The organism is Candidatus Deferrimicrobiaceae bacterium (genome assembly GCA_036504035.1).
Classification (GTDB): Bacteria; Desulfobacterota; Deferrimicrobia; order Deferrimicrobiales; family Deferrimicrobiaceae; genus JANXPS01.
Window position 1 is genome coordinate 240623 of the sequence record DASXVV010000006.1, and the last position, 19693, is coordinate 260315.

Below are 19693 nucleotides of genomic sequence, written 5' to 3' on the forward strand. Positions count from 1 at the left end.
TCATTTCAGGCCGGTCCAGTCCGGCGCGATCTCGATGAACAGGGTGTGGATCCCCCGGAGCACCTGCAGCATGATCCGCTCGGGCTTCTCCGCGCGGGCCTTCCGCATCGCCGCCTCGAACGCCGCCACGTCGGCCACCGGCCGCCCGTCGACCGAGGCGATGAGATCGCCCACCGCCAGCTCGGCCAGCGCGGCCCACCCCCCCTCGCCGACGGTTTCGACCAGGACGCCTTCCCGGCTGTCGGGCCAGTCTTCCTGCGCCCGGTCGATGAAGGCGATGTCGCGGACCCGGAAATCGAGGAAGGGCTCCCGATATCGCTTCATCTCGGCCGGCGGCGTGGGCGAGACCTCGAGCGTCACGGGGATGTCGAGCCCCCCTTCCCTCCGCTGGACCCCCAGCAGGACGACCGCACCGGTCCGGTATTGCCGGATGATCGCCGGCAGGGCGTCGGTCTCGTCCGCCGAAGTTGGTCGCACCTTCTCTCCGTCGAGGGCGACGACGACGTCGCCGACCCTCAGTCCGGCCGTATCGGCGCTGTGCCTCTTGTAGACCTGGGTCACGCGGAATCCGGCTCCTCCCGGCACGCCGAGCGCCGCGGCGGACTCCCGCGTCAGCGGCTGCGTGGCCGCGGGCAGCCAGGCCTTCCTGGCCTCGATCCCCTGATCCTGCGACTCCTTCTCCTCTTCGAGCCGGACCAGCGCGACGAGCCGTTCGCGCCTCCGTTCGAACGTGACCATGACCGGCAGCGGGTCCTTGCGCCCCGCGACCAGCGACCGGGTCATCTCGGCCAACGCCTCGACGCTCACCGCCTCGTTGTCGCCCAGCGCGACGATCACGTCGCCCTCGGCGATCCGGGGCCGCGCCTGCCAGGCCGGGCCACCCTGCCGGACGGTGGTGACGAGCACGCCCCGGGCATCGCGCTTCATCTCCCGGGCCGCGCCGCGCGACAGGTTCCGGGCCGTGACGCCCCACATCGGCAGCTCGACCGCTTTCTCGCGGGCGTTCTCCCGCTCCTCGGTCGTCATGCGCATCGTCGACTTTTTGCCGTTCCGGGCGACGACGACCTCGACCTCCTTGCCGACCGGGATGTCCATCACCTGCCGGTTGAAGATCGGGATCTCCTCCCGGAAGCGCACCGAGACCGGATGCCCGTCGAACGACAGCAGCACGTCGCCCGGCAGGAGCCCAGCCTTCCCCGCGGGGGAGCCATCGATCGTACCGCTGACGAGCGCCCCCGGCTGCGTCCCGGTCCCGTCGGGCAGCGGTTGGATGTCGAGCCCGATCCAGCTGCGCATCACCTTGCCCGCGCGGATCAGTTTCTCCGCGACCTCTTTCGCGAGGTTGCCCGGGATGGCGCCGCTCAGACCCAGGTCGACCTCGTTGATCCCGACGATCTCGCCCGCAAGATTGACCAGCGGCCCCCCGGAATTGCCTCCGAAGATCGCGGCGTCGTGCCCGATCCAGCGGACGATCGAGCCGACGTCTTCGCCGTCGAGCGTCATCCGGCTCATGAACCGTGGAAACACGATCTCGGTGTTGCTGACGATGCCCATCGTGACGGACTGCGAGAGCGCGAGCGGGCTCCCCATCGCCAGCACCCGGGTTCCGACGCGCAGGGCGGCGGAATCTCCGAACGCCGCCGCAGGGAATGTCCTCTTGTCGGGATTGCGCAGCTTGATGATCGCGATGTCGGTGAGCGTGTCGGTCGCGACGAGGTCGGCCTCGACCTCCTCCCGGCTCGAAAGCGTGCAGAAGATCTGGCGGGCGTTCCCGGCGACGTGGTGGTTCGTGACGACGTGCCCCTCGGGGCTGATGATCGCGCCGCTCCCGAACGACTCGAACTTGACCTCGCGCCCGCCCCTCTGGCTGACGGCGACGACGTGAATGCGCACCAGCGCCGGCTTGACGCGGGCGATGGCGGCCTCGACGGCCTCGAGCGAGATATCGGCGGCCTGCGCCGCTCCGGACAGGAGCAGCGTCGCGATGCAGGCGATGGCGGACAGGAACCGCTTCACTTGAACCCTTTCGGAGCGGAATGTCGGAGCCACCTACTATATCGCGTCCGGCGTCACCACGCCTCTTTCAGCCGCTCCGCAGCCCGGTCGAAATAGAGTGCCGCGCTGGACAACCGCTCGGTCTCCTTCGCCGTGTAACCGAGCGCCCGGAAGTCGAGGACTCCGTTGCGCGCATGGCAGTTCTCGCAGGAAAGCGCCTTCTCCTTCGGGGCAACCAGGTGGTTGCTGCCGAAGTAGGCCGCCTGCCAGCCGGGCACGGGGTCATACGATTTCAGACCCTGGATCTTCGCGGCGGAGGCGAGCCCCGCCTTGGCGTCGCCGTTGACCATCGGCGGCCCCATGTCCATGACGAGCAGCCGGCCCGTCTTCCGATCGAAGAAGGCGCGCCCCTCGAAGATCTTGAACGGGTAGATCCGGCTCTTCCCGTCCCTGCGGCTCCCCAGGGGAGTGATGAGCTTCGGGGAGTACCGGACGGTCTTGTTGTACCAGGCGTAGGCGGGCGACGTTTCGTTGGCGTCCTTGCGCAGCGTCGTGGGCTCCCAGAACCCGGAGGACAGCTTCGTCCAGTTCACGAAATCCTTGGCGAAGGCGCCGCCGGTCCGCGGGATGTGGCAGGTCTGGCAGGCGATCTTCGCGGTGTGGGCGTTCAGGTCGCGGTCCTTGTGCGGCGCGCCGCTGTGGCATTTGCCGTCGTCGCAGCCGATCCGGGCGCCGTCGGTTGCCCATATGTTCGGGTCATGCCCGGTCGGGATCCTGTGGTCCTTCGTCCCGTGGCAGTCGACGCACACCATGCCCTTGGCCGCGTGTGCATCGTTCGATGCGTTGAAGGCGAAGCCTTTCTTGACCAGCGCCCCGCCGCCCGCGGACTCATGGCACGCCATGCAGTTCTTGATGCCCGGCCGGCCCACGGACAGCGCCGCTTCGACGCGGCGATCCTGCCCGATGACGATGCGCCCCTCGGCATCCTTCTCCGGGTGCCTGCGGCTGAAGTCGTATTTCGCCGCGTGACAGAGCAGGCAGTCGATCGCGGCTTCCGCATCGGGCCCAGTGCTGTTCACGCCCTGGAGGTTGTTGCCCGGATGGCAGCTGTCGCAGCCGGTGTACTTCACTTTCCCGGTCTCGGCGCTTTTCACTTCCTTGAGCGCGCTGACGGTGTCGTTGCCGTTGCACATGGTGTAGGCCCGGTTCTTCATGCCGTAGGCCTTCCGCGGGTTGTCGAGCCCCGTCACGTTCACGGGGACGCCGGCGTGCGTCCAGTGGACGGTGGACAGGAATTGCTTCGCCACGCCCGGGTGGCACCCCTTCGATTCGCATGTCGCCGGACCCGCATACCCGTTCTTCTCGATGAAAGCGCGCCCCGGGTGCTCGCCGGCGCCCGCGGCTCCGGCCATGGCGGCGGCGACCAGGAAGACGAACCAGGCAGCCGCTGCCCCTCGCCGGCTCAAAACCGCTCCTCGTTCCCGGGCAGCATCAGCCGCGACTCGCGCACGGCCGCGCCCTCGTACTCGTCCGAGGCCTTGCGTCCCGCGACGATCGCCCGGATTTCCGTCACGACCTCCTGCAGCGTGAAGGATTGAGCGGACAACTCCTCGGCCGCCGCCGCGATCTCCTCGGACTGGGCGGCCGTGGCCTGCGTGACCTTGTCGACGTCCTGGACGGCCTGGTTGATCCCCTTGATCCCCTTCGACTGCTCTGAGGAAGCCGCGGAGATCTCGGCCACGAGCGCGGTGACCTTGTTCATGGAGGCGGCAACCTGCTGGAACTCCGCATCGGTTCTTCGGACCAGCGCCGTTCCCTCCTTGATCTTCGAAACGGTCCCTTCGATCAGGTCGGAGGTGTTCCTGGCCGCCCCCGCCGCCCGCTGGGCCAGGTTGCGCACCTCGTCGGCCACCACCGCGAATCCGGCGCCGGCCTCCCCGGCCCGCGCCGCCTCGACCGCGGCGTTGAGCGCCAGCAGGTTGGTCTGGAACGAGATCTCGTCGATCGTCTTGACGATCTTCCCGGTTTCCTCGCCCATCCGGGAGATCTCGTCCATCGCCCCGACGAGCGAACTCATCGAGAGATTGGCCCGCTGCACATTTTCGCCGGTCTGGCCTGCCAGCTGGTTCGCGAGACCGGCGTTCTGGGCATTCTGGCCAGTCATCGCCGACATCTCCTCCATCGCGGAGGAGGTCTCCTCCAGGGCGGCGGCCTGCTGGCTCGCACCCGCGGAAAGATGCTGGGACGCGTCGGACATCTCGGTCGCGGCGGTGGATACCTGCCCCGCCCCTTCGGAGAGCGTGCCCATGGCATGGTCCAGGGAGCGGGAGACGGAATAAGCCATGAGGAGACCGACCGAGACGCTCAGGCAGATGCCGGCCGCCCCCGCGAGCACCAGGAATATCAGGACCGATCGGGCCCGACTCCGGAACTGGGACCGCACGTCTTCCGCCTGCCGGGTCTCGATCGCGATCAGCTTGAACAGGTCGTCCCGCATCTTCGTGTAGTACTCGCTGGCGTCCATCGAAATCTCGCCGGCGTTTTCCTTCTCTGCGGGCGAACCGCCGCCCAGCCCAACCATGAACTGCTCCTCGGTCTTCCGGTACTTGTCGTAAAGCACCTCGACCTCTTTCCAGAGCGCCCGCTTCTCGGCGGTCTCGACGAAATCCGCGTACCGGCGTTTCCCGTCGTCGGACCGTTCCCATGCTTCCTTGAGGCGCATCTTCTGGAATTCGATCGCCTTGGGCGTCGTGGTCGAGAGCATCATCGTCCGCTCGTCCTTCAGCCCTTCGACGAGCGCCTCTTTCATCTGCCAGAGTCCCTGGATCGCTGGAAGACGCCGGTCCGCCACCTCTCCGGTGGCGCGGGTTCCGAACTCCAGCGCGGCGTATCCGATCAGCACCATGGCCAGCATGACCAAGCCGACGAAGCCGGACGTCGCGATCATCCGCGTTTTAAGGGAATATCGATCGAGCATGCCTGCCTCCCGAAATGGTGTTCCTGGTCCAACTTACCTTTTCGTCGAGATTCGTCGAAAACTTCATTCGCCCGATTTCGGCGCATTCCAGGATTGCGGAAAAGGGAACGGGCAGAGTTTCCCCTGCCCGCTCCCGAACCCATCTATTTCTCCCTTTTCGGGATGCCGTCCGGCAAGGATGCCGACGCCGGGGCTACCACTCCTCTTTCATTTTTTCCGCGGCCTTGTCGAAGTAGAGCGCGGCGCTGGTCAGCCGCTCCGTTTCCTTTTCGCTGTAGCCGAGCGCCCGGAAGTTGAGCACCCCGTTGCGCGCGTGGCAGTTCTGGCAGGAGAGCGCCTTGTCCTTCGGCGCCACCAGGTGGTTGCTGCCGAAGTAGATCGTCTGCCAGCCCGGAACCGGTTCGTACGATTTGATCCCCATCGTCTTCGCGGCGGATGCCACGCCCTTGAGCGTGTCGCCGTTCGACATCGGGGGCGCGAAATCCATCGAGAGCAGGTTGCCGGTCTTCTTGTCGAAGTACCCCTTCCCTTCGAACACCTTGAAAGGGAATATCCGGGCCGCCTTGTCCTTGCTATTTCCCTTCGGCCCGATGAAATGCGGCGTATTCGCCACTTTCCCACCGTACCAGGCGTAGGCGGGCGCGGTCTCGTTGGCTTCCTTGCGCAGCGTGGTCGGCTCGTAAAACTTGTCGCTGCCCTGCGTCCACTTCGTGAAGTCCTTGGCGAAAGCGCCGCCGGTCCGCGGGATGTGGCATGTCTGGCACGCCACCCGCGCCGTGTGGCGGTTGAGCTCGGCATCCTTGTGGGGCGCCTGCTTGTGGCATTCGCCGCCCGCGCACGTCAGCCGGAGGCCGTCGCTGGCCCAGTTGTTGGGATCGAGCCCGGTCGGGATCCGGTGGTTTTTCGTCTTGTGGCAGTCGACGCACACCATGCCCTTCGACGCATGGACGTCGGTGTCGGCCGTGAACTGGAAGCCGCGCTTGACCAGCACGCCTCCGCCAGCCGACTCGTGGCACGTCATGCAATTCTTGACGGTCGGCTTGCCGATGGCGAGCGCCGCCGCGGTGCTGCGGTCCTGCCCCATGACGACGTTGCCCTTGTCGTCCTTGAACGGCTTGCGCTTGCTGAAGTCGTACTTTGTCGAGTGGCACACGAGGCAGTCGATCGCCGCTTCCGCCTCGGGTCCCGTGCTGCCGACGTCCTGGATATGGTTGCCGGGATGGCAGGTGTTGCAGCCGGTGAATTTCGTCTTGCCCGTCTCGGGGCTCGGCGGAATCTCCTTGAGGTTGTTGACCTGGTCGTTGCCGTTGCACATGGTGTAGATCCGGTTCTTCATCCCGTAGATCTGGTTCGGATTCGTGTGCTCGACGTTGGATACCTTCGACCCGTGCGTCCAGTGGACCGTGCCGAGAAATTCCTTTGCCTTGCCGGGATGGCACTCTTCACAGGTTGCCGGTCCCTTGTAGCCGTTCTTCTCGATCGTCTCCCGGCCTTCATGTTCACCGGCGAAGGCGAACGAGGCGGCCAGCCCCAGCACGGCGAAAGCCGCCATGATCACCGATATCTTTTTCACGTTGTTCCCCTGCCCCCTGTCATACGGCTGCAACGATCAGCAGCCGGCCGTCTTCCGGAAATATTTGCTCTGGTTCTTCCCGTCCTTGACTTCGTACTTCACCCGGATTTCGTCGCCCACGACGATCCGGTGGTCCTTGAACTTGTCGAGCGTGAGATCGTCGGTGACAACGACAGTGATTTCCTTGCCGCCCTTGTTGTCCTTGAGCGTGGCGGTGGCGGACTTCCCGTCGGGCGCGACGGACATCTTGGTGATGACGCCGACCAACTTCTCTTCGGCGAACGCCGCCGTGGCGAACGCCGCCAGCGCGAACACCATCACGAGCATCAGCGATACGGTGCGCTTCATGACTCTACTTCTCCTTTTTTGCCCGGAAGGGCATCTATGATTCATCTATTTCGGGGCGGATGCCCCTGGATTCCTTCGCTCCGGGGCGGGGGCCGTTCACTTCGTAGGCAGCCGCAACCTTCCTATCCATCGGCACTCCGTTCAGACCCCCATCCCTCTTCTGCGCTACGGAAGCAGTGGGCAGCCGCGCCGGGGGCGCGGGACGAAACTACCGCCCCGCACCCCTTTGACGCGATCAGTGCCTTAGAACTTCACTTCGAGCGTGGCGTAGATGTCCTGCGCGTTCTTGACCGGCGCGAACATCTGGGCGTCCAACGGGTTCGAAGCGCTGATCTCCGAGATCTTCTCGGATCCACCGACCCAGTTGTTGGAACCGGTGTAATCGAACTTGTAGTACTGGTAGCCGACCCGAATGAAGGTCTTCGCCTTCTCGGACGAGATCGGGGCGTAGTTCAGCTCCTGGATCACGTAGCCCTCATACACGTTGCCGCGAGTCCCGAGCTTGCTGGTCCAGATGTCGTCGGCTGCAGGAACGAAGGCGATCCAGTTCTTGGAGCCGTGATTGAACTCGAAGCCGATCTTGGTCTTGGAGGGGAGGTCGTAGCGGGCGCCGACGTAGATTGCCTCGCCGGTCTTGTTTTCCTTCGTGCCCGTAAACATCAAGCCCACCGGCATTCCGCCGAAGGTCTGGTCATTCGGTTTGCTCTGATCAACCGCGGCGGAGGCAAACATGTTCAGCGTGCCGGGGCCAATGTTCTTCAACCCGCTCATCACGGTGGCGCCGTACTGGTTGATCGCGCCGAGGTTCACCGAAGGGCCGTTCGGGTTGTCGATGACGTTCATGCCGCGGTTGACCTGAAGGTGGAACGAGAGGCGATCGGTATCGTACGGAACCACCACGATGCCGGCCATGTCCATGTTCTTGACCGAAGCCTGGGCGTTGGAGTGGATCTTTTCCTGGAAGCCGCGGCCATAGCACAGCTTGGCGTAAGCGCCGGGCAGCGCGTCGATGTCGGGCGCGTAGCCGAGCGTCATGCCGTCGTAGGCGTAGTCGACCAGCAGGCCGGAGACGCCGCCGACGCCCGGCTTGTCGCCGTTCTGGCGGTAGTGCGTGGGCAGACCGCCCGTGGAGGGCCGGCGGCCGACCGAGAACCAGATCGGCTGGTCGAGGATGTTGTTGATCGTCACGTACGCCTGGTCGACGGTGACCTGGCCGTCACCGGGCACATGACCTGCCGTGCCGTCCATCAGCTGGCTGCGATCGGCGAAGTAGGAGGGGTTCTGGGGGGTCGTCGCTTCGCCCGTCTGGGAGCCGAAATTCTTGTACATCAGCAGACGGCTGTTGAAAGTGACGTTCTGCATCACCTTGGCCTTGAGGTTCAGGCCGAACCGGTTCGTATAGAGCGTGTCGTCCTTCACGTCATGAGCGCCGACGGCAACAGGCGCCGAGGCCGGCCCGGTGAACTGCTGGTAGGCAGGAACTTCCGCCTTCAGCGAATCGACTCGGAACCGGTAGTCGCCGCTGATCGTCAGCCAGTCGCTGATGTTCTTCTCGGCCGCGAACGCGCCGGCCGGCAGCAGCATCGCGCCCAGCGCGAGCCCTGCCAATACTCTACGTACTGCCTTCATCATGAATCCTCCCTGGGAGTGGGTTTGGGCGGGTGGCCCGGAGGCGTCCGCCTGTGCAGGTAGTACACGATCGCCGCAATGACGCCTGCGACGACAAAAAAACACACAACATCAAGCTTATCGGTCAATTGCCGCCAGACTTTAAAACAGATCGCGGACGGACCGCCCGCACGGAGATATTCGATCGCTCAGAACATCCGTGTTTTTCCCTTGTCGATTTTGGACTGCTTGCAAAATTTGCCCGGCGCACGGCCGGACGCGCCTTTCAGCACGACCCTCAACCACCGCCGCGGCCGAAGAAGAGCACCGCAACGACCGCGATCACGGCCAATGGAATCCAGTCATACCACATTGATCGAAACCTCCCCCACCCCCACAAACCATTGCCCGATCCCGGCGACCGCCGGGACTTGGATTACGTTCAACTGAACGGGAAGCGCCGCGAACCGCTCCCGCACGAGGAAGTCCCGGACGAGGAAGTCGTCCCGCTTCCGGCCGAACTCACGTGCGAGATCTCGACCTTGGCCGCCCTGCCCCCGCAGGCCGGACACTTCTCGACCGACGCGTCCTCGAACGGACGCTTGTACGACTCGAACGTCTGTCGGCACTGGCTGCACTCGTACTCGAACAACGGCATGAATCCCCCCTTTACCCCCGGCTTGCATTAACTCCCCGGCGCTACTTCTCCGGGACCCCCAGTTTCTTGAGAATATCGGACATGAGACACCAGCCCGACAGGCCCGACTGGAACAGGTTGAGCCCGACGAACACGGTGAACAGATACCAGTAAGGGTTGACGAAATAGCCCAGCGCGAGGCTGGCGAGCACGAATGTCCCTGCGATCGTCCGTACGGTGCGTTCAACGGTCATGATGCCACCCCCTATCGACCCGTGTTTCAGGCGCTAGCACACCCGGGATTGTATACAGCATATCGGATGCCAACAGGGGGAAGGGACGCGGTTGAAACGCAACTACCCGTTATTACTGGATTTTAACGCGATACGACCCGGGAGGGATTCGAGGCAACGCGATCAGATGAATCATCCTGTTGCAATCGATTCGTGCAACATGGGGGGGATCAGGCGAGTCCGTGCCGTTTCATCCGGCGCCAAAGCGTCGTCCGGTCGACGCCGAGCGCGGCGGCAGTTTCGCCCCGGTTCCAGCGATGCGATTCGAGCACCCGGGCCAGCTGTTGCTTCTCGTCCTCGCCTTGCGGCGTCGCTGCGGGCGCAGTCCCGGGATCGGCGGAGATCGGCGGCGGGGGTTGGGCGTGCAGGCGGTGCGGCCCCCGGCACAGCTCGCGCACCTCCTCGGCCAACGCATCGCACGACAGGATCGGCCCCCGCGCGCAGACGACGCCGCGCTCGAGAACGTTCTCGAGCTCGCGGACATTGCCGGGCCACCGGTAATCCATCAGGCAGCGCATGGCTTCGGGCGAGACGTTGCGCACGCGGACGAGACCCCGGCGACGCAGATCCTTCAGCACGTGGTCGACGAGCAGCGGGATGTCCTCCTTGCGCTCCCGGAGCGGGGGCACCGTGATCGGGATGACGTGGAGACGGTAGAAGAGGTCTTCCCGGAAGCGCCCTTCCCGCATGGCCGCCTTGAGATCGCGGTTGGTGGCCGCGATGACGCGGACATTGACCTTCATCGTCTTGCTGCTCCCCACCCGCTGGAACGCGTGGTCCTGGAGCACGTGGAGCAGCTTGACCTGAAGCGCGGGCGAGATCTCGCCGATCTCGTCGAGGAAGATGGTGCCGTCGTTGGCGGCCTCGAAGCGGCCCACCTTGTCGGACACCGCGCCCGTGAAGGCGCCCTTGACGTGTCCGAACAGCTCGGACTCGAGCAGCGTCTCGGTGAGCGCTGCGCAGTTGACCTTGACGAACGGCCCTTCCCGCCGGGGCGACAGGTCGTGGATGGCGCGGGCGAACAGTCCCTTCCCGGTGCCGCTTTCGCCCATGATGAGCACGGTCGAGTCGGTCTCCTTGACCACGTCGACCAGTTCGAAGATCTCTTTGAACCGCTGCGTCTTCCCGACGATCTCGCGGAACGGGAAACGCGACCGATGCTCCTCTACCAGCCGCTCGATCTCTTCGAAGCTGCGGAACGAGACGACGAAGCCGAGAATGTGCCCGGGCTCGGCTTCAAGGAAACCCCAGCTCGCGCTGACCGGGATGATCCGGCCGTCGGCGCGCACGAGCGTGCCCATGACCTCGGTCCGCGGCTTGCCGCCCTTGGTGATGTCTCCCATCGGACAGTCGGCCTGCGCCGGCCCGAAGTTCGCGTGCAGGATGGTGCGGCAGTCCTTGCCCAACGCCTCGGCCTCGCGAATCCCGACCATCCGCTCCGCGGCCCGGTTGAACGAGGCGATCCGGTGGTCGCGCCCGACGGTGATCACCGCCTCCCAGACGCTGTTGAGGATGGCGGCCAGCTTCTTCTCGCCCGTCAGCGGCGCGTCGGGAGCCGGCTGCAACATTTCATTGCGATCGGTCATGGGGTTCAGTATATCAACCCGGGGAGAATTGCCTAGCGAACAACGATCGGGGCAGAGGAATTTCGTTGACAGGAAGGAGCGGCCACCCTATTATCGTGTATACAGTATACGGAACGAGGCCCCCTCCTCTTTCCGTATATGATCTCCTTCCTTATCCCTTTCGCATGCATGGGCTTCGCCGTCGGGTCCCCCCCTGGCGGCGAAGCCCGCGAACGGGGCCTTTACCCGGCAGTACTTGCGCGCCTACTCCCTCGAAAACAGCCCCGCGGCGCCCATCCCGCCGCCGACGCACATCGTCACGAGCCCGGTCGACGCGCCCCGCCGCTTCATCTCGTGGAGCAGCGTCGCCGTCAGCTTCGCCCCCGTACATCCCAGCGGGTGCCCCAGCGCGATTGCGCCGCCGTTCACGTTGACCTTGTCGGGATCGATGTTCAGCTCCCGGATGACCGGCAGCGCCTGCGCCGCGAACGCCTCGTTGAGCTCGATCAGGTCGACACGGGTCACCTTCATCCGGAGCCGGCCCATCAGCTTCGGCACCGCCTCGATCGGGCCGATCCCCATGAGGTCGGGCGCCACGCCCGCCACCGCGAAGCCGAGGAAGCGGCCCAGCGGCTCGACGCCCAACTCCTTCAGCCCCTTCTCGGAAACCACCACGCATGCCGCCGCCCCATCGCTGACCTGCGACGTGTTCCCTGCCGTCACCGTGCCGCGCGCGTCGAAAGCCGGCTTGAGCTTCGCGAGCGCCTCGAGCGTCGTGTCGGCGCGCGGCCCCTCGTCCTCTGCGAACACGATCGGCTTCAGGACCGGGCGTCCCCCGTTGGACGCCAGCGAGACCGTCGTCTCGACCGGGATGATCTCATCGCGGAACCGTCCTTCGGCGATCGCCGCGAGCGCCTTCCGGTGGCTGTCGTACGCGAAGCGGTCCTGGTCCTCGCGCGTCACCTGATACCTTGCGGCGACCCGTTCTGCAGTCAGCCCCATCGGCAGGTAGATCTCGGGCCGATGCTCGAGGAGGTCGGGATTGAACGACGGGCGAGCGCCCCCCATCGGCACCATCGTCATCGACTCGGTTCCGCCCGCGACGATGATGTCGGCCGCCCCGGCCAGGATCCGCTCGGCGGCCATCGCGATCGCCTGGAGCCCGGAAGCGCAGAGCCGGTTGATCGTGGCCGCGGGCACCGAATCGGGCAGACCCGCCTTGAGAGCGGCGATGCGGGCGACGTTCATCCCCTGCTCGCCCTCGGGCATCGCGCAACCCAGGATCACGTCGTCGATCCTTTCCGGATCGAGCCCGGGTACCCGCGCAATCGCCCCCCGGATGGCAAGCGCGCCCAGGTCGTCCGGCCGCGTGTCCTTCAGCGCGCCCCGAGTTGCCCGAGCCACCGCCGTCCGGACCGCGGAAACGATGAATACCTTCGACATGGCCTGAACCCTCCCGTGCCGTCCGCCTTGCGTTCCTAGTTCCGGAGCGGCTTGCCGTTCATCAGCATGTGCGAGATCCGGTCGCGCGACTTCTCCTCGCCGCACAGCGACAGGAATCCTTCGAGTTCGAGGTCGAGCAGATCCTGCTCCGACACGCGTGTCCCGCGAACGACATCTCCGCCCGTGAGCACCCGGGCGATCTTCCGCCCGATCAATTCGTCGTGGGCGCTGATCTGGTGCGCTTCCTTCATCGCGTAGAGCCCGTAGCAGAACGAGGCGTACGCGTCGCGCCCCGCCGCGACGATGTCGGCCCGCGGCGCTTCCGGCTCGTAGCCGTCGAGGTTCATCGCCAGCACCGTGTCCTTCGCCGCCTTGAGCAGGAAGTCGCGCTGGATCGTCACCCGGTCCCACGGCCGCAGGAAGCCGAGCGTTCGCGCGTCTTCCGCCGAACTCGACACCTTCGCCATCCCGATCGTCTCGAACGCGCGCCGCAGGAAGGGCAGCGGGTCGGCCGCGACGCCCTCCGGGATCGCATCGGTGGCGCGCAGCACCATCTCCTTGCAGCCGCCCCCGGCGGGAAGGAGCCCCACGCCCGCCTCGACCAGCCCCATGTAGCTTTCGGCCGCCGCGCGGATCCGGTCGGCGCCCAGGCAGATCTCGGTCCCGCCGCCCAACGCGAGCCCGGCCAACGCCGCCACGACGGGGCGCCCGGAATGGCGCAGCCGCATGCACGCTTCCTGGAAGCCGCGCACCAGCTTCTCGATGTTCCCGAAGTTGCCCGCTTGCGCCTCCATGAAGACAAGCATCAGGTTGGCGCCCGCGCTGAAGGTGTCGGAATGGTTCCCGATGACGAGCCCCGCGTGCGATTCCTCCGCGAGCGACACCGCCTCGTGCATCATCGCCACGACGTCGGCGTCGACCGTGTTCATCTTGGTGCGGAACTCGAGGCACAGGACGTCGGCGCCCATGTCGTAGAGCGTCGCCCCGGCATTTTCGCGGACCACCTTGTTCCGCTCCTTCAGCGCCGGGAGGAATATGACGTCGTGCGAGACCGGCGAGCGCACATACCGGACCGCGGCAAAATCGTAGTGCTCGAGCACACCGTCGACGCGGCGATAGAAGGTCGACGCCCCCGACGCCAGCATGTCCTCGACGTTCTTCGGCACCGACTTCTTGTCGGCGTGCATCCGCGCAACCGACTCGGCGACGCCGATCGCGTCCCACGTCTCGAAGGGCCCGAGCGTCCAGTTGAAGCCCCACTTCATCGCGTTGTCGATGTTGAAGACATCGTCTGCGATCTCGGGAATTTTCTTCGCCGCGTAGCACAGCGTCGCGGAGATGACCTTCCATGCGAACTTCGCCGCCGCGTCGTCCCCGGAGATCACTCCCCGGATGCGCGCGCCGACGTCGTCCTCGTTTTTCGCCGCGGAGAGCGACGGGTATTCGACCTTCTCCGGGATCCGGTAGTCGAGCGTGCCGGGATCGAGGACGAGCTTCTGCTTCTTCCCGCCCTTGCCCTCGAGCCGGAAGAAGCCGCCCCCGCTCTTGCGGCCCAGCATCCCGCGCGAGACCATCTCGCGCAGGAAGGGAGGCGCGGCGAACAGCTTGCGCGCCGGGTCGTCCGGGAGGCTGTCGTGGCAATGATCGGCGACGCGAAGGAGCGTGTCGACCCCGACGAGGTCGGCCGTGCCGAAAACCGCCGACTTCGGACGCCCGGTCGCCGGGCCCAGGATCTTGTCGACCGCCTCGACCGTCAAGCCGTCCTCGATCATCGAGTGCATCGCGTGCATCACGGCGAAGATGCCGATCCGGTTTCCGATGAAATTGGGCGTGTCCTTCCCGTAGACGATCCCCTTTCCCAGCTTCCGCTCGCCGCACTCGGCGACGTCTCGCAGCGCATCGGGGTCGGTGTCGGGGCCGGCGACCAGCTCGAGAAGCTTCATGTAGCGGACGGGGTTGAAGAAGTGGGAGACAAGGAACCGGCGGCGGAACGCCTCGCTTCGCCCTTCGGTCAGTTGGGCAAGCGGGAGGCCGGAGGTGTTCGAGGTGACGATCGTGTCGGGCGCCAGGAGCGGCTCGATCCGCGCGTAGAGCGCGCGCTTCACCGCAACCTCTTCGGTGACCGCCTCGATCACCCAGTCGCAGAGCGCCGCCTGCTCGAGGTCGTCCTCGAAGTTCCCGATCGAGATGAGCCCGATTCGTTTCGGGGCGTAGAGCTGGGGCGGGCTGCCTTGCCGGATGCCATCGAGGCCGCGTGCCGCGAGGCGGTTGCGGTCGGCGCCCTCCGCGCCGGCAGGGACGACGTCGAGCATGAGGCACGGGATTCCAGCGTTGGCCAGGTGCGCGGCGATGCCGGAGCCCATGACGCCGGCGCCCAGAACGGCCGCGGTACGGATCTTCGGGACCATGCTGCTCACCTCCCCGGACAAAGATCATGCTTCCTGGATGATACCGGTATTCCGCTTTCGGGGAAACGGCGTTTCGCCCCGTGTTGTAAGATGGCGGCTGGAGGGGAATCGATGTTCGGAATCTACGTCCACGTCCCGTTCTGTCTCCGCAAGTGCGGCTACTGCGACTTTTACTCCGAGGCCGGATGCGGGGAGCCGGAGATGGACCGTTACGTCGACCGGCTCCTCCGCGAGGCTGAACTGCTGTGCTCCGCCTATCCGCACCTGAAGGACTCGGCGGCGGACACGATCTTCTTCGGCGGCGGGACGCCGACGGCGCTGGGGGCCGATCGGCTCCTCGTGCTGCTTGCCTCCCTGCGGCGCACTTTCCGCGTCACGGGCAGCGCCGAGGTGACGGTCGAGGCGAACCCGGGCACGGTCACGCTCGAGTCGCTGACGGTGCTCCGACGGGGGGGCTTCAACCGGCTGAGCCTGGGCGTCCAGTCGTTTCACCCCGAAACGCTCGAGCTGCTGGGGCGGATACACGGCGCCGGCGAGATCCGGGATGCGATCCGCGACGCCCGCCGCGCCGGCATCCGGAACGTCGGCATCGACCTTATCTTCGGCATCCCGTCGCAGACGGTCGTCGAGTGGGGATACGACCTCCACATGGCCGAGACGTTCCTGCCTGAGCATCTTTCCGCCTACGCGCTCACGCCGGAGGCCGGGACGCCGCTGGGCGACGCGCTTGCCGCCGGGGCGCTCACGATGCCCGACGAAACGACGATCGCCGAGATGTACGAGCTGGCCCGCCGCACCTTGTCGACCGCCGGGTACGTGCAATACGAGACGTCCAATTTCGCGCGGCCGGGCCGGGAATCGCGTCACAACCGGAAATACTGGCGCCGCGATGAGGTCGCAGCGCTGGGCCCCGCCGCCCACGGCCTGCTCTTTCCGCCCGGCGGACGCGCGCCGTACGGCATCGCGACGGAAAGCCCGCGAAGCACGGCCGATTGGGGGCGGAACATCGACGCGGACAAGGCGCCCTGGCGGGAGACGGTCCGCAGCGCCGACGATGCCTGGGTCGAGGCGTTGATCGCGGGGCTGCGGGAAATCGAGGGCGTCGACCTCTCGGAGATCATCCGTCGAGACGGCCCGATGCCCGCGGCGCAACGGAACGCCGTCGACCGGCTTGTCGCCGCCGGGAAGCTGCACCGAGACGTGGACCGAATCCGGATTCCGGAGAACATGCTGTTTTTGGCGAACGAGCTTCTCGCGGATCTGGTCTAGAAAAGGGGGGATAACCATGGCGACATTCGAGTTGGTCCAGGGAGATATCACGAAGATTGCCGTCGATGCGATCGTCAATGCGGCGAACAGCGGGCTCAAGGGGGGCGGAGGCGTCGACGGTGCGATCCACCGGGCCGCGGGGCCCGGGCTTCTCGCCGAATGCTTCCAGATGAACGGCTGCCCGACGGGCGAAGCGCGGTTGACGGCGGGGTACGACCTCCCGGCGAAGTTCGTGATCCACGCGGTGGGGCCGCGATGGCGCGGCGGGGAGCACGGCGAGGCGGGACTGCTCGCGTCGGCCTACAAGTCGTCGATGGCGCTAGCGAAAGAAAACGGCGTGCGATCGATCGCCTTTCCGGCGATCAGCTGCGGCATCTACGGCTACCCGCTCGACGCGGCGGCCCGCCTCGCAGTCGACATGGTGCGACGGTGCGCCGCCGGGATGCCGACGCTGGAAAAGGCCGTGTTCGTATGCTTCGACGATAAAACCATGGAAGCCTACCGGAACGCACTGGAGGGATAATCCGATGATCGCCCGATGTCGATGCGTCGTTTTGTGCCTGGCACTGATGGTCCCCTTCGGGACGTTACCGTCCCTCGCCGACGACTCCGGGTTCGCCACGCGCGTGGCCGGGGCGGTCCGGTCCGATTTCGAAGGCTTCTATCTCGAGAAGGAAAACCTGACGCGCCTGGGAATCGGCCTCGCGGCCGGTGCCGTCCTCGCCAACACCAGCGCCGACCGGGAGATCCGCGAGTTCGACCAGGAACGACTCCGGGGGCACGCTACCAACAGCGCCTCGAAGATCGCCAAGATCCCCGGGACGGCGCTCGTCACCGGCCCGGTGTACATCGGCGCCTACGGCGCAGGGTACCTGCTCGGCAACAAGACGGTGGAAACGTGGGCCATGCGCTCGGCGCGCGCCACGCTGGTCGGGGCGCCTGCCGGCCTGGTGCTGCAGCCGTTACTGGGCGGCGACCGCCCCGAATCCGGCGAATCGCATTGGCGGCCGTTCAAGGCGGACCACGGCGTGTCGGGGCACGCGTTCATCGGGGGGGTTCCGCTGATCACCGCGGCGCGCATGACGGACGACCCTTACCTGAAAACGGCATTCTACGGGCTGTCCGCGCTGCCCGGACTGTCCCGCATCAACGACGATGCCCACTATTTCTCGCAGGCGGCGCTGGGCTGGTTTTTGGCTTATCTGAGCTGCGACGTGGTCGCTAATGGTAAGGATGTCGAGGACGGGAGGGTCGCCTACGCCTTGGTGCCATTTCCGGGAGGCATCGGAGTGACCGCCCGATATTGAACCCGGGGGGGGCGGAGGAGGGCGCACCCGCGCCCCTCCCGCCCCCCGCCGGGCATGATCTTTCGGAGACTAGTCGCGGCCGTGCCCGTGGCCGCCACGGTCATCGCCGCGATCGCCCCGGTCGTCGCCCCGGTCTTTCCCCTTGTTCCCTTTCCGATCTTCCTTCATCTCGCGCTTCATCTCTTTCTTGAACTCCTTGCGGTCGCGCTTGTCTTCCTTCCAGTCGCGCCACTCGCCGCGGTGCTCGCGCCGGTCGATCTCGCGGTCGCGCCAGTGCTTCTTGAGCTGGCCGTAGGGAATGTGGCCTTCCCGCCCGTAGAAGTTGCGGTAGTCGGGCCGCATCTCCCGGAACTCGCGCGGGATGCGGGGCTGCGGGACGAATCCCCAGGGGCCGCGATATTCGTGCGAACGATACCAGCGGTCGTGATCGCGGGTCCACCACCAGCCGTTGTTGAAGAACAGGTCGACGCTCAGGCCCGGCGCGAAATAGACCGTGCTGCGCGGAATGACCACCATTTCGGGCGGCTGATCGACGACGATGCGCGGCGGAGGGCTTTCGACGACCACAGGAGGGTTCCCGAGGTTGACGTTGACGTTGAAGTCGGTCTTCGCGGAAGCGGGCGCCGGCACGGACAGGATCGTGAGCGCCGACAACAGACAGAGTGCAGGCAGATAAATCTTTTTCATGGTTCCTCCTGCGGCGACGAGCGCCGTGATCAGCGTGATGACCTGAGATGATTCGATTCTATCCGTTCAAACCCGGTCCCGCACAAAAGGTTCCCGGAAACGTTGTGGTATCATCCGAACGATAGCTGCAATTCCGGCAGTCCGCCTCAATGAGGACGGCAGGCCATGAGCCAACCGATCGATCGACATCCGGCCTCACCCTCTCCATTTTTCCGACCGCCCGGCATCCGGGTCAAGCTGGTCGGCTTCCTCATGCCGTTGATCGTCCTGCTGGTCGCCGGGATGGCCGTAGCCGTCATGACGATCACCAACCACTCGGTCCGCGCAGACTTGCTCCAGCGCGGCGTCGCCGCCTCCCGCATCGTCGCGCTCTCGGCGCGCTGGTCGCTCATGTCCGGCGACAACGCGGCCGTCTACAACCTGGCCGTCGAGACCCGGCGCAGCGCGCCGGACATCGAATACGTCGCCATCATCGACACCGCGGGCAGGATCATCGGCCACAACGACCCACGGGAACTCGGCCATCCCTTCCGGCCCTCGACCCGCGTCGCCCAGCTGGGCGGGTTCGTCGAGACGCAGGCCGACGATGTCCAGCGCGACGGGAAGGATCTGATCGAGTTCTCGACAGCCATCCTCCATCGCGGGGTGAAGATCGGTCTCGTCTCCATCGGTTTCTCCAAGCAGACGCTCGTCGACGCACAGCGCAAAGTGCGCAATTCGATCACGGCCGTCGCCCTCGGCGTGCTGGCGCTCGCGCTGCTGGGCGCCATGGCGCTGTCCTCGCTCATCACGACCCCGATCAAGCGACTTACGGCGGCCATCAAAGTGATCTCGGTCGGGAAGACCTTCCACCGGATTCCCGTCACCAGTTCCGACGAGTTCGGCGAGCTGCTCCGCAGCTTCAACCGGATGGCCGTGACGATCCTGTCGCAACAGGACCGGCTCAAGGGATACGCGAGCCAGCTCGAGGCGGCCTACCTGGGGATGGTGCGCGTCGTGGCGGCATCCATCGAGGCGCGCGACCCATACACCATCGGCCACTCCACGCGCGTGGCGCAGCTGTCCTGCGCCCTCGGGAAACGGCTCGGGATGGGGGAAGAAGAGCTGGGGCACCTGGAGAAGGCGGCGCTGTTCCACGACGTGGGCAAGATCGGCATGCCCGACGAAGTCCTGCTGAAAGAGGAGCGGCTGTCGATGGGAGAGCTGGACGTGATGCGCCGCCATCCGATCGAGGGCGCCGCGATCCTGGGAATGGCGCCGTTCCTCGACCGCTACGTGGCCATCGTAGGCGCCCACCACGAATGGTACGACGGCACCGGCTATCCGTACGGGCGAAAGGATTCCGAGATCCCGGTCCACGCCCAGATCATTGCGCTTGCCGACGCCTACGACGCGATGACGACCACCCGTCCTTACCGTCAGGCGCTCACCAACGATCAGGCGATCGAGTCGCTCCGGGAGTACCGCGGCACGCAGTTCTCGCCCGTCCTGACCGACCTGTTCGTCAAGCTGCTGATCGAATCGCCCCCGGTTCCGGAGCCCGACTGGAAGGGAATGGCGCTATAGCGCTGCCCTCTGAAAAC

The 19693-nt window shown here is 65.9% G+C and carries 16 protein-coding genes; 5 read left to right on the plus strand and 11 right to left on the minus strand.

All coding sequences use genetic code 11. The features are described 5' to 3' along the window. The 6 genes from VGK27_02385 to VGK27_02410 all read right to left on the minus strand — a co-directional run bounded on the left by VGK27_02385 (window position 1) and on the right by VGK27_02410 (window position 8525). Complete coding sequence (locus tag VGK27_02385) at window positions 1-2016, minus strand: PDZ domain-containing protein (protein HEY3488952.1); 2016 nt, start codon at window positions 2014-2016, stop codon at window positions 1-3. A 53-nt stretch (window positions 2017-2069) separates the two neighbouring features. After that, window positions 2070-3461 carry a hypothetical protein gene (locus tag VGK27_02390; protein ID HEY3488953.1) on the minus strand — a complete coding sequence of 464 codons (1392 nt, stop codon included), beginning with the start codon at window positions 3459-3461 and terminating at the stop codon, window positions 2070-2072. Next, window positions 3458-4972 carry a methyl-accepting chemotaxis protein gene (locus tag VGK27_02395; protein ID HEY3488954.1) on the minus strand — a complete coding sequence of 505 codons (1515 nt, stop codon included), beginning with the start codon at window positions 4970-4972 and terminating at the stop codon, window positions 3458-3460. Before VGK27_02395 ends, VGK27_02390 begins: the two co-directional genes overlap by 4 nt. Before the next feature lie 193 nt (window positions 4973-5165). Next, window positions 5166-6545, minus strand: coding sequence for a hypothetical protein (locus VGK27_02400; protein ID HEY3488955.1), 1380 nt, complete (start codon window positions 6543-6545; stop codon window positions 5166-5168). 36 nt (window positions 6546-6581) lie between these two features. Then, window positions 6582-6893, minus strand: coding sequence for a hypothetical protein (locus VGK27_02405; protein ID HEY3488956.1), 312 nt, complete (start codon window positions 6891-6893; stop codon window positions 6582-6584). Between the two features lie 243 nt (window positions 6894-7136). After that, window positions 7137-8525 carry a DUF3373 family protein gene (locus VGK27_02410; GenBank protein HEY3488957.1) on the minus strand — a complete coding sequence of 463 codons (1389 nt, stop codon included), beginning with the start codon at window positions 8523-8525 and terminating at the stop codon, window positions 7137-7139. Window positions 8526-8575: 50 nt separating this feature from the next. Here VGK27_02410 and VGK27_02415 point away from each other — a divergent pair, with 50 nt between their 5' ends. Beyond that, window positions 8576-9190: a hypothetical protein gene (locus VGK27_02415; GenBank protein HEY3488958.1), complete on the plus strand. Its 615-nt coding sequence runs from the start codon at window positions 8576-8578 to the stop codon at window positions 9188-9190. A 10-nt stretch (window positions 9191-9200) separates the two neighbouring features. Here the strand turns inward: VGK27_02415 and VGK27_02420 are convergent, their stop codons facing one another. From VGK27_02420 to VGK27_02435, 4 genes are all read right to left on the minus strand, one after another. Continuing rightward, a complete protein-coding gene (locus VGK27_02420; protein HEY3488959.1) occupies window positions 9201-9392 on the minus strand; it encodes a DUF2892 domain-containing protein in 192 nt (63 codons plus the stop codon). 209 nt (window positions 9393-9601) lie between these two features. Next, window positions 9602-11017 carry a sigma 54-interacting transcriptional regulator gene (locus tag VGK27_02425; protein ID HEY3488960.1) on the minus strand — a complete coding sequence of 472 codons (1416 nt, stop codon included), beginning with the start codon at window positions 11015-11017 and terminating at the stop codon, window positions 9602-9604. Window positions 11018-11260: 243 nt separating this feature from the next. Then, window positions 11261-12439 carry an acetyl-CoA C-acyltransferase gene (locus VGK27_02430; protein HEY3488961.1) on the minus strand — a complete coding sequence of 393 codons (1179 nt, stop codon included), beginning with the start codon at window positions 12437-12439 and terminating at the stop codon, window positions 11261-11263. 35 nt (window positions 12440-12474) lie between these two features. Beyond that, window positions 12475-14847: a 3-hydroxyacyl-CoA dehydrogenase NAD-binding domain-containing protein gene (locus VGK27_02435; protein ID HEY3488962.1), complete on the minus strand. Its 2373-nt coding sequence runs from the start codon at window positions 14845-14847 to the stop codon at window positions 12475-12477. Between the two features lie 111 nt (window positions 14848-14958). On the opposite strand from VGK27_02435, the gene hemW reads away from it, so the two are divergent. Genes hemW through VGK27_02450 form a run of 3 tightly spaced genes read left to right on the plus strand, consistent with a single transcriptional unit; the run spans window position 14959 to window position 17423 of the window. Further along, entirely contained in the window at window positions 14959-16116 is a 1158-nt protein-coding gene (gene hemW / locus VGK27_02440; GenBank protein ID HEY3488963.1) for a radical SAM family heme chaperone HemW, read from the plus strand. A gap of 16 nt (window positions 16117-16132) precedes the next feature. Continuing rightward, window positions 16133-16639 carry an O-acetyl-ADP-ribose deacetylase gene (locus VGK27_02445; protein HEY3488964.1) on the plus strand — a complete coding sequence of 169 codons (507 nt, stop codon included), beginning with the start codon at window positions 16133-16135 and terminating at the stop codon, window positions 16637-16639. A 4-nt stretch (window positions 16640-16643) separates the two neighbouring features. Beyond that, on the plus strand, window positions 16644-17423 hold the full coding sequence (locus VGK27_02450; protein HEY3488965.1) for a phosphatase PAP2 family protein: 780 nt from the start codon (window positions 16644-16646) through the stop codon (window positions 17421-17423). Window positions 17424-17492: 69 nt separating this feature from the next. Here VGK27_02450 and VGK27_02455 read toward each other — a convergent pair whose 3' ends face one another. Beyond that, entirely contained in the window at window positions 17493-18110 is a 618-nt protein-coding gene (locus VGK27_02455; protein HEY3488966.1) for a hypothetical protein, read from the minus strand. A gap of 165 nt (window positions 18111-18275) precedes the next feature. Here VGK27_02455 and VGK27_02460 point away from each other — a divergent pair, with 165 nt between their 5' ends. Next, a complete protein-coding gene (locus VGK27_02460) occupies window positions 18276-19676 on the plus strand; it encodes an HD domain-containing phosphohydrolase (protein HEY3488967.1) in 1401 nt (466 codons plus the stop codon). The last annotated feature ends 17 nt before the right edge of the window (window positions 19677-19693 follow it).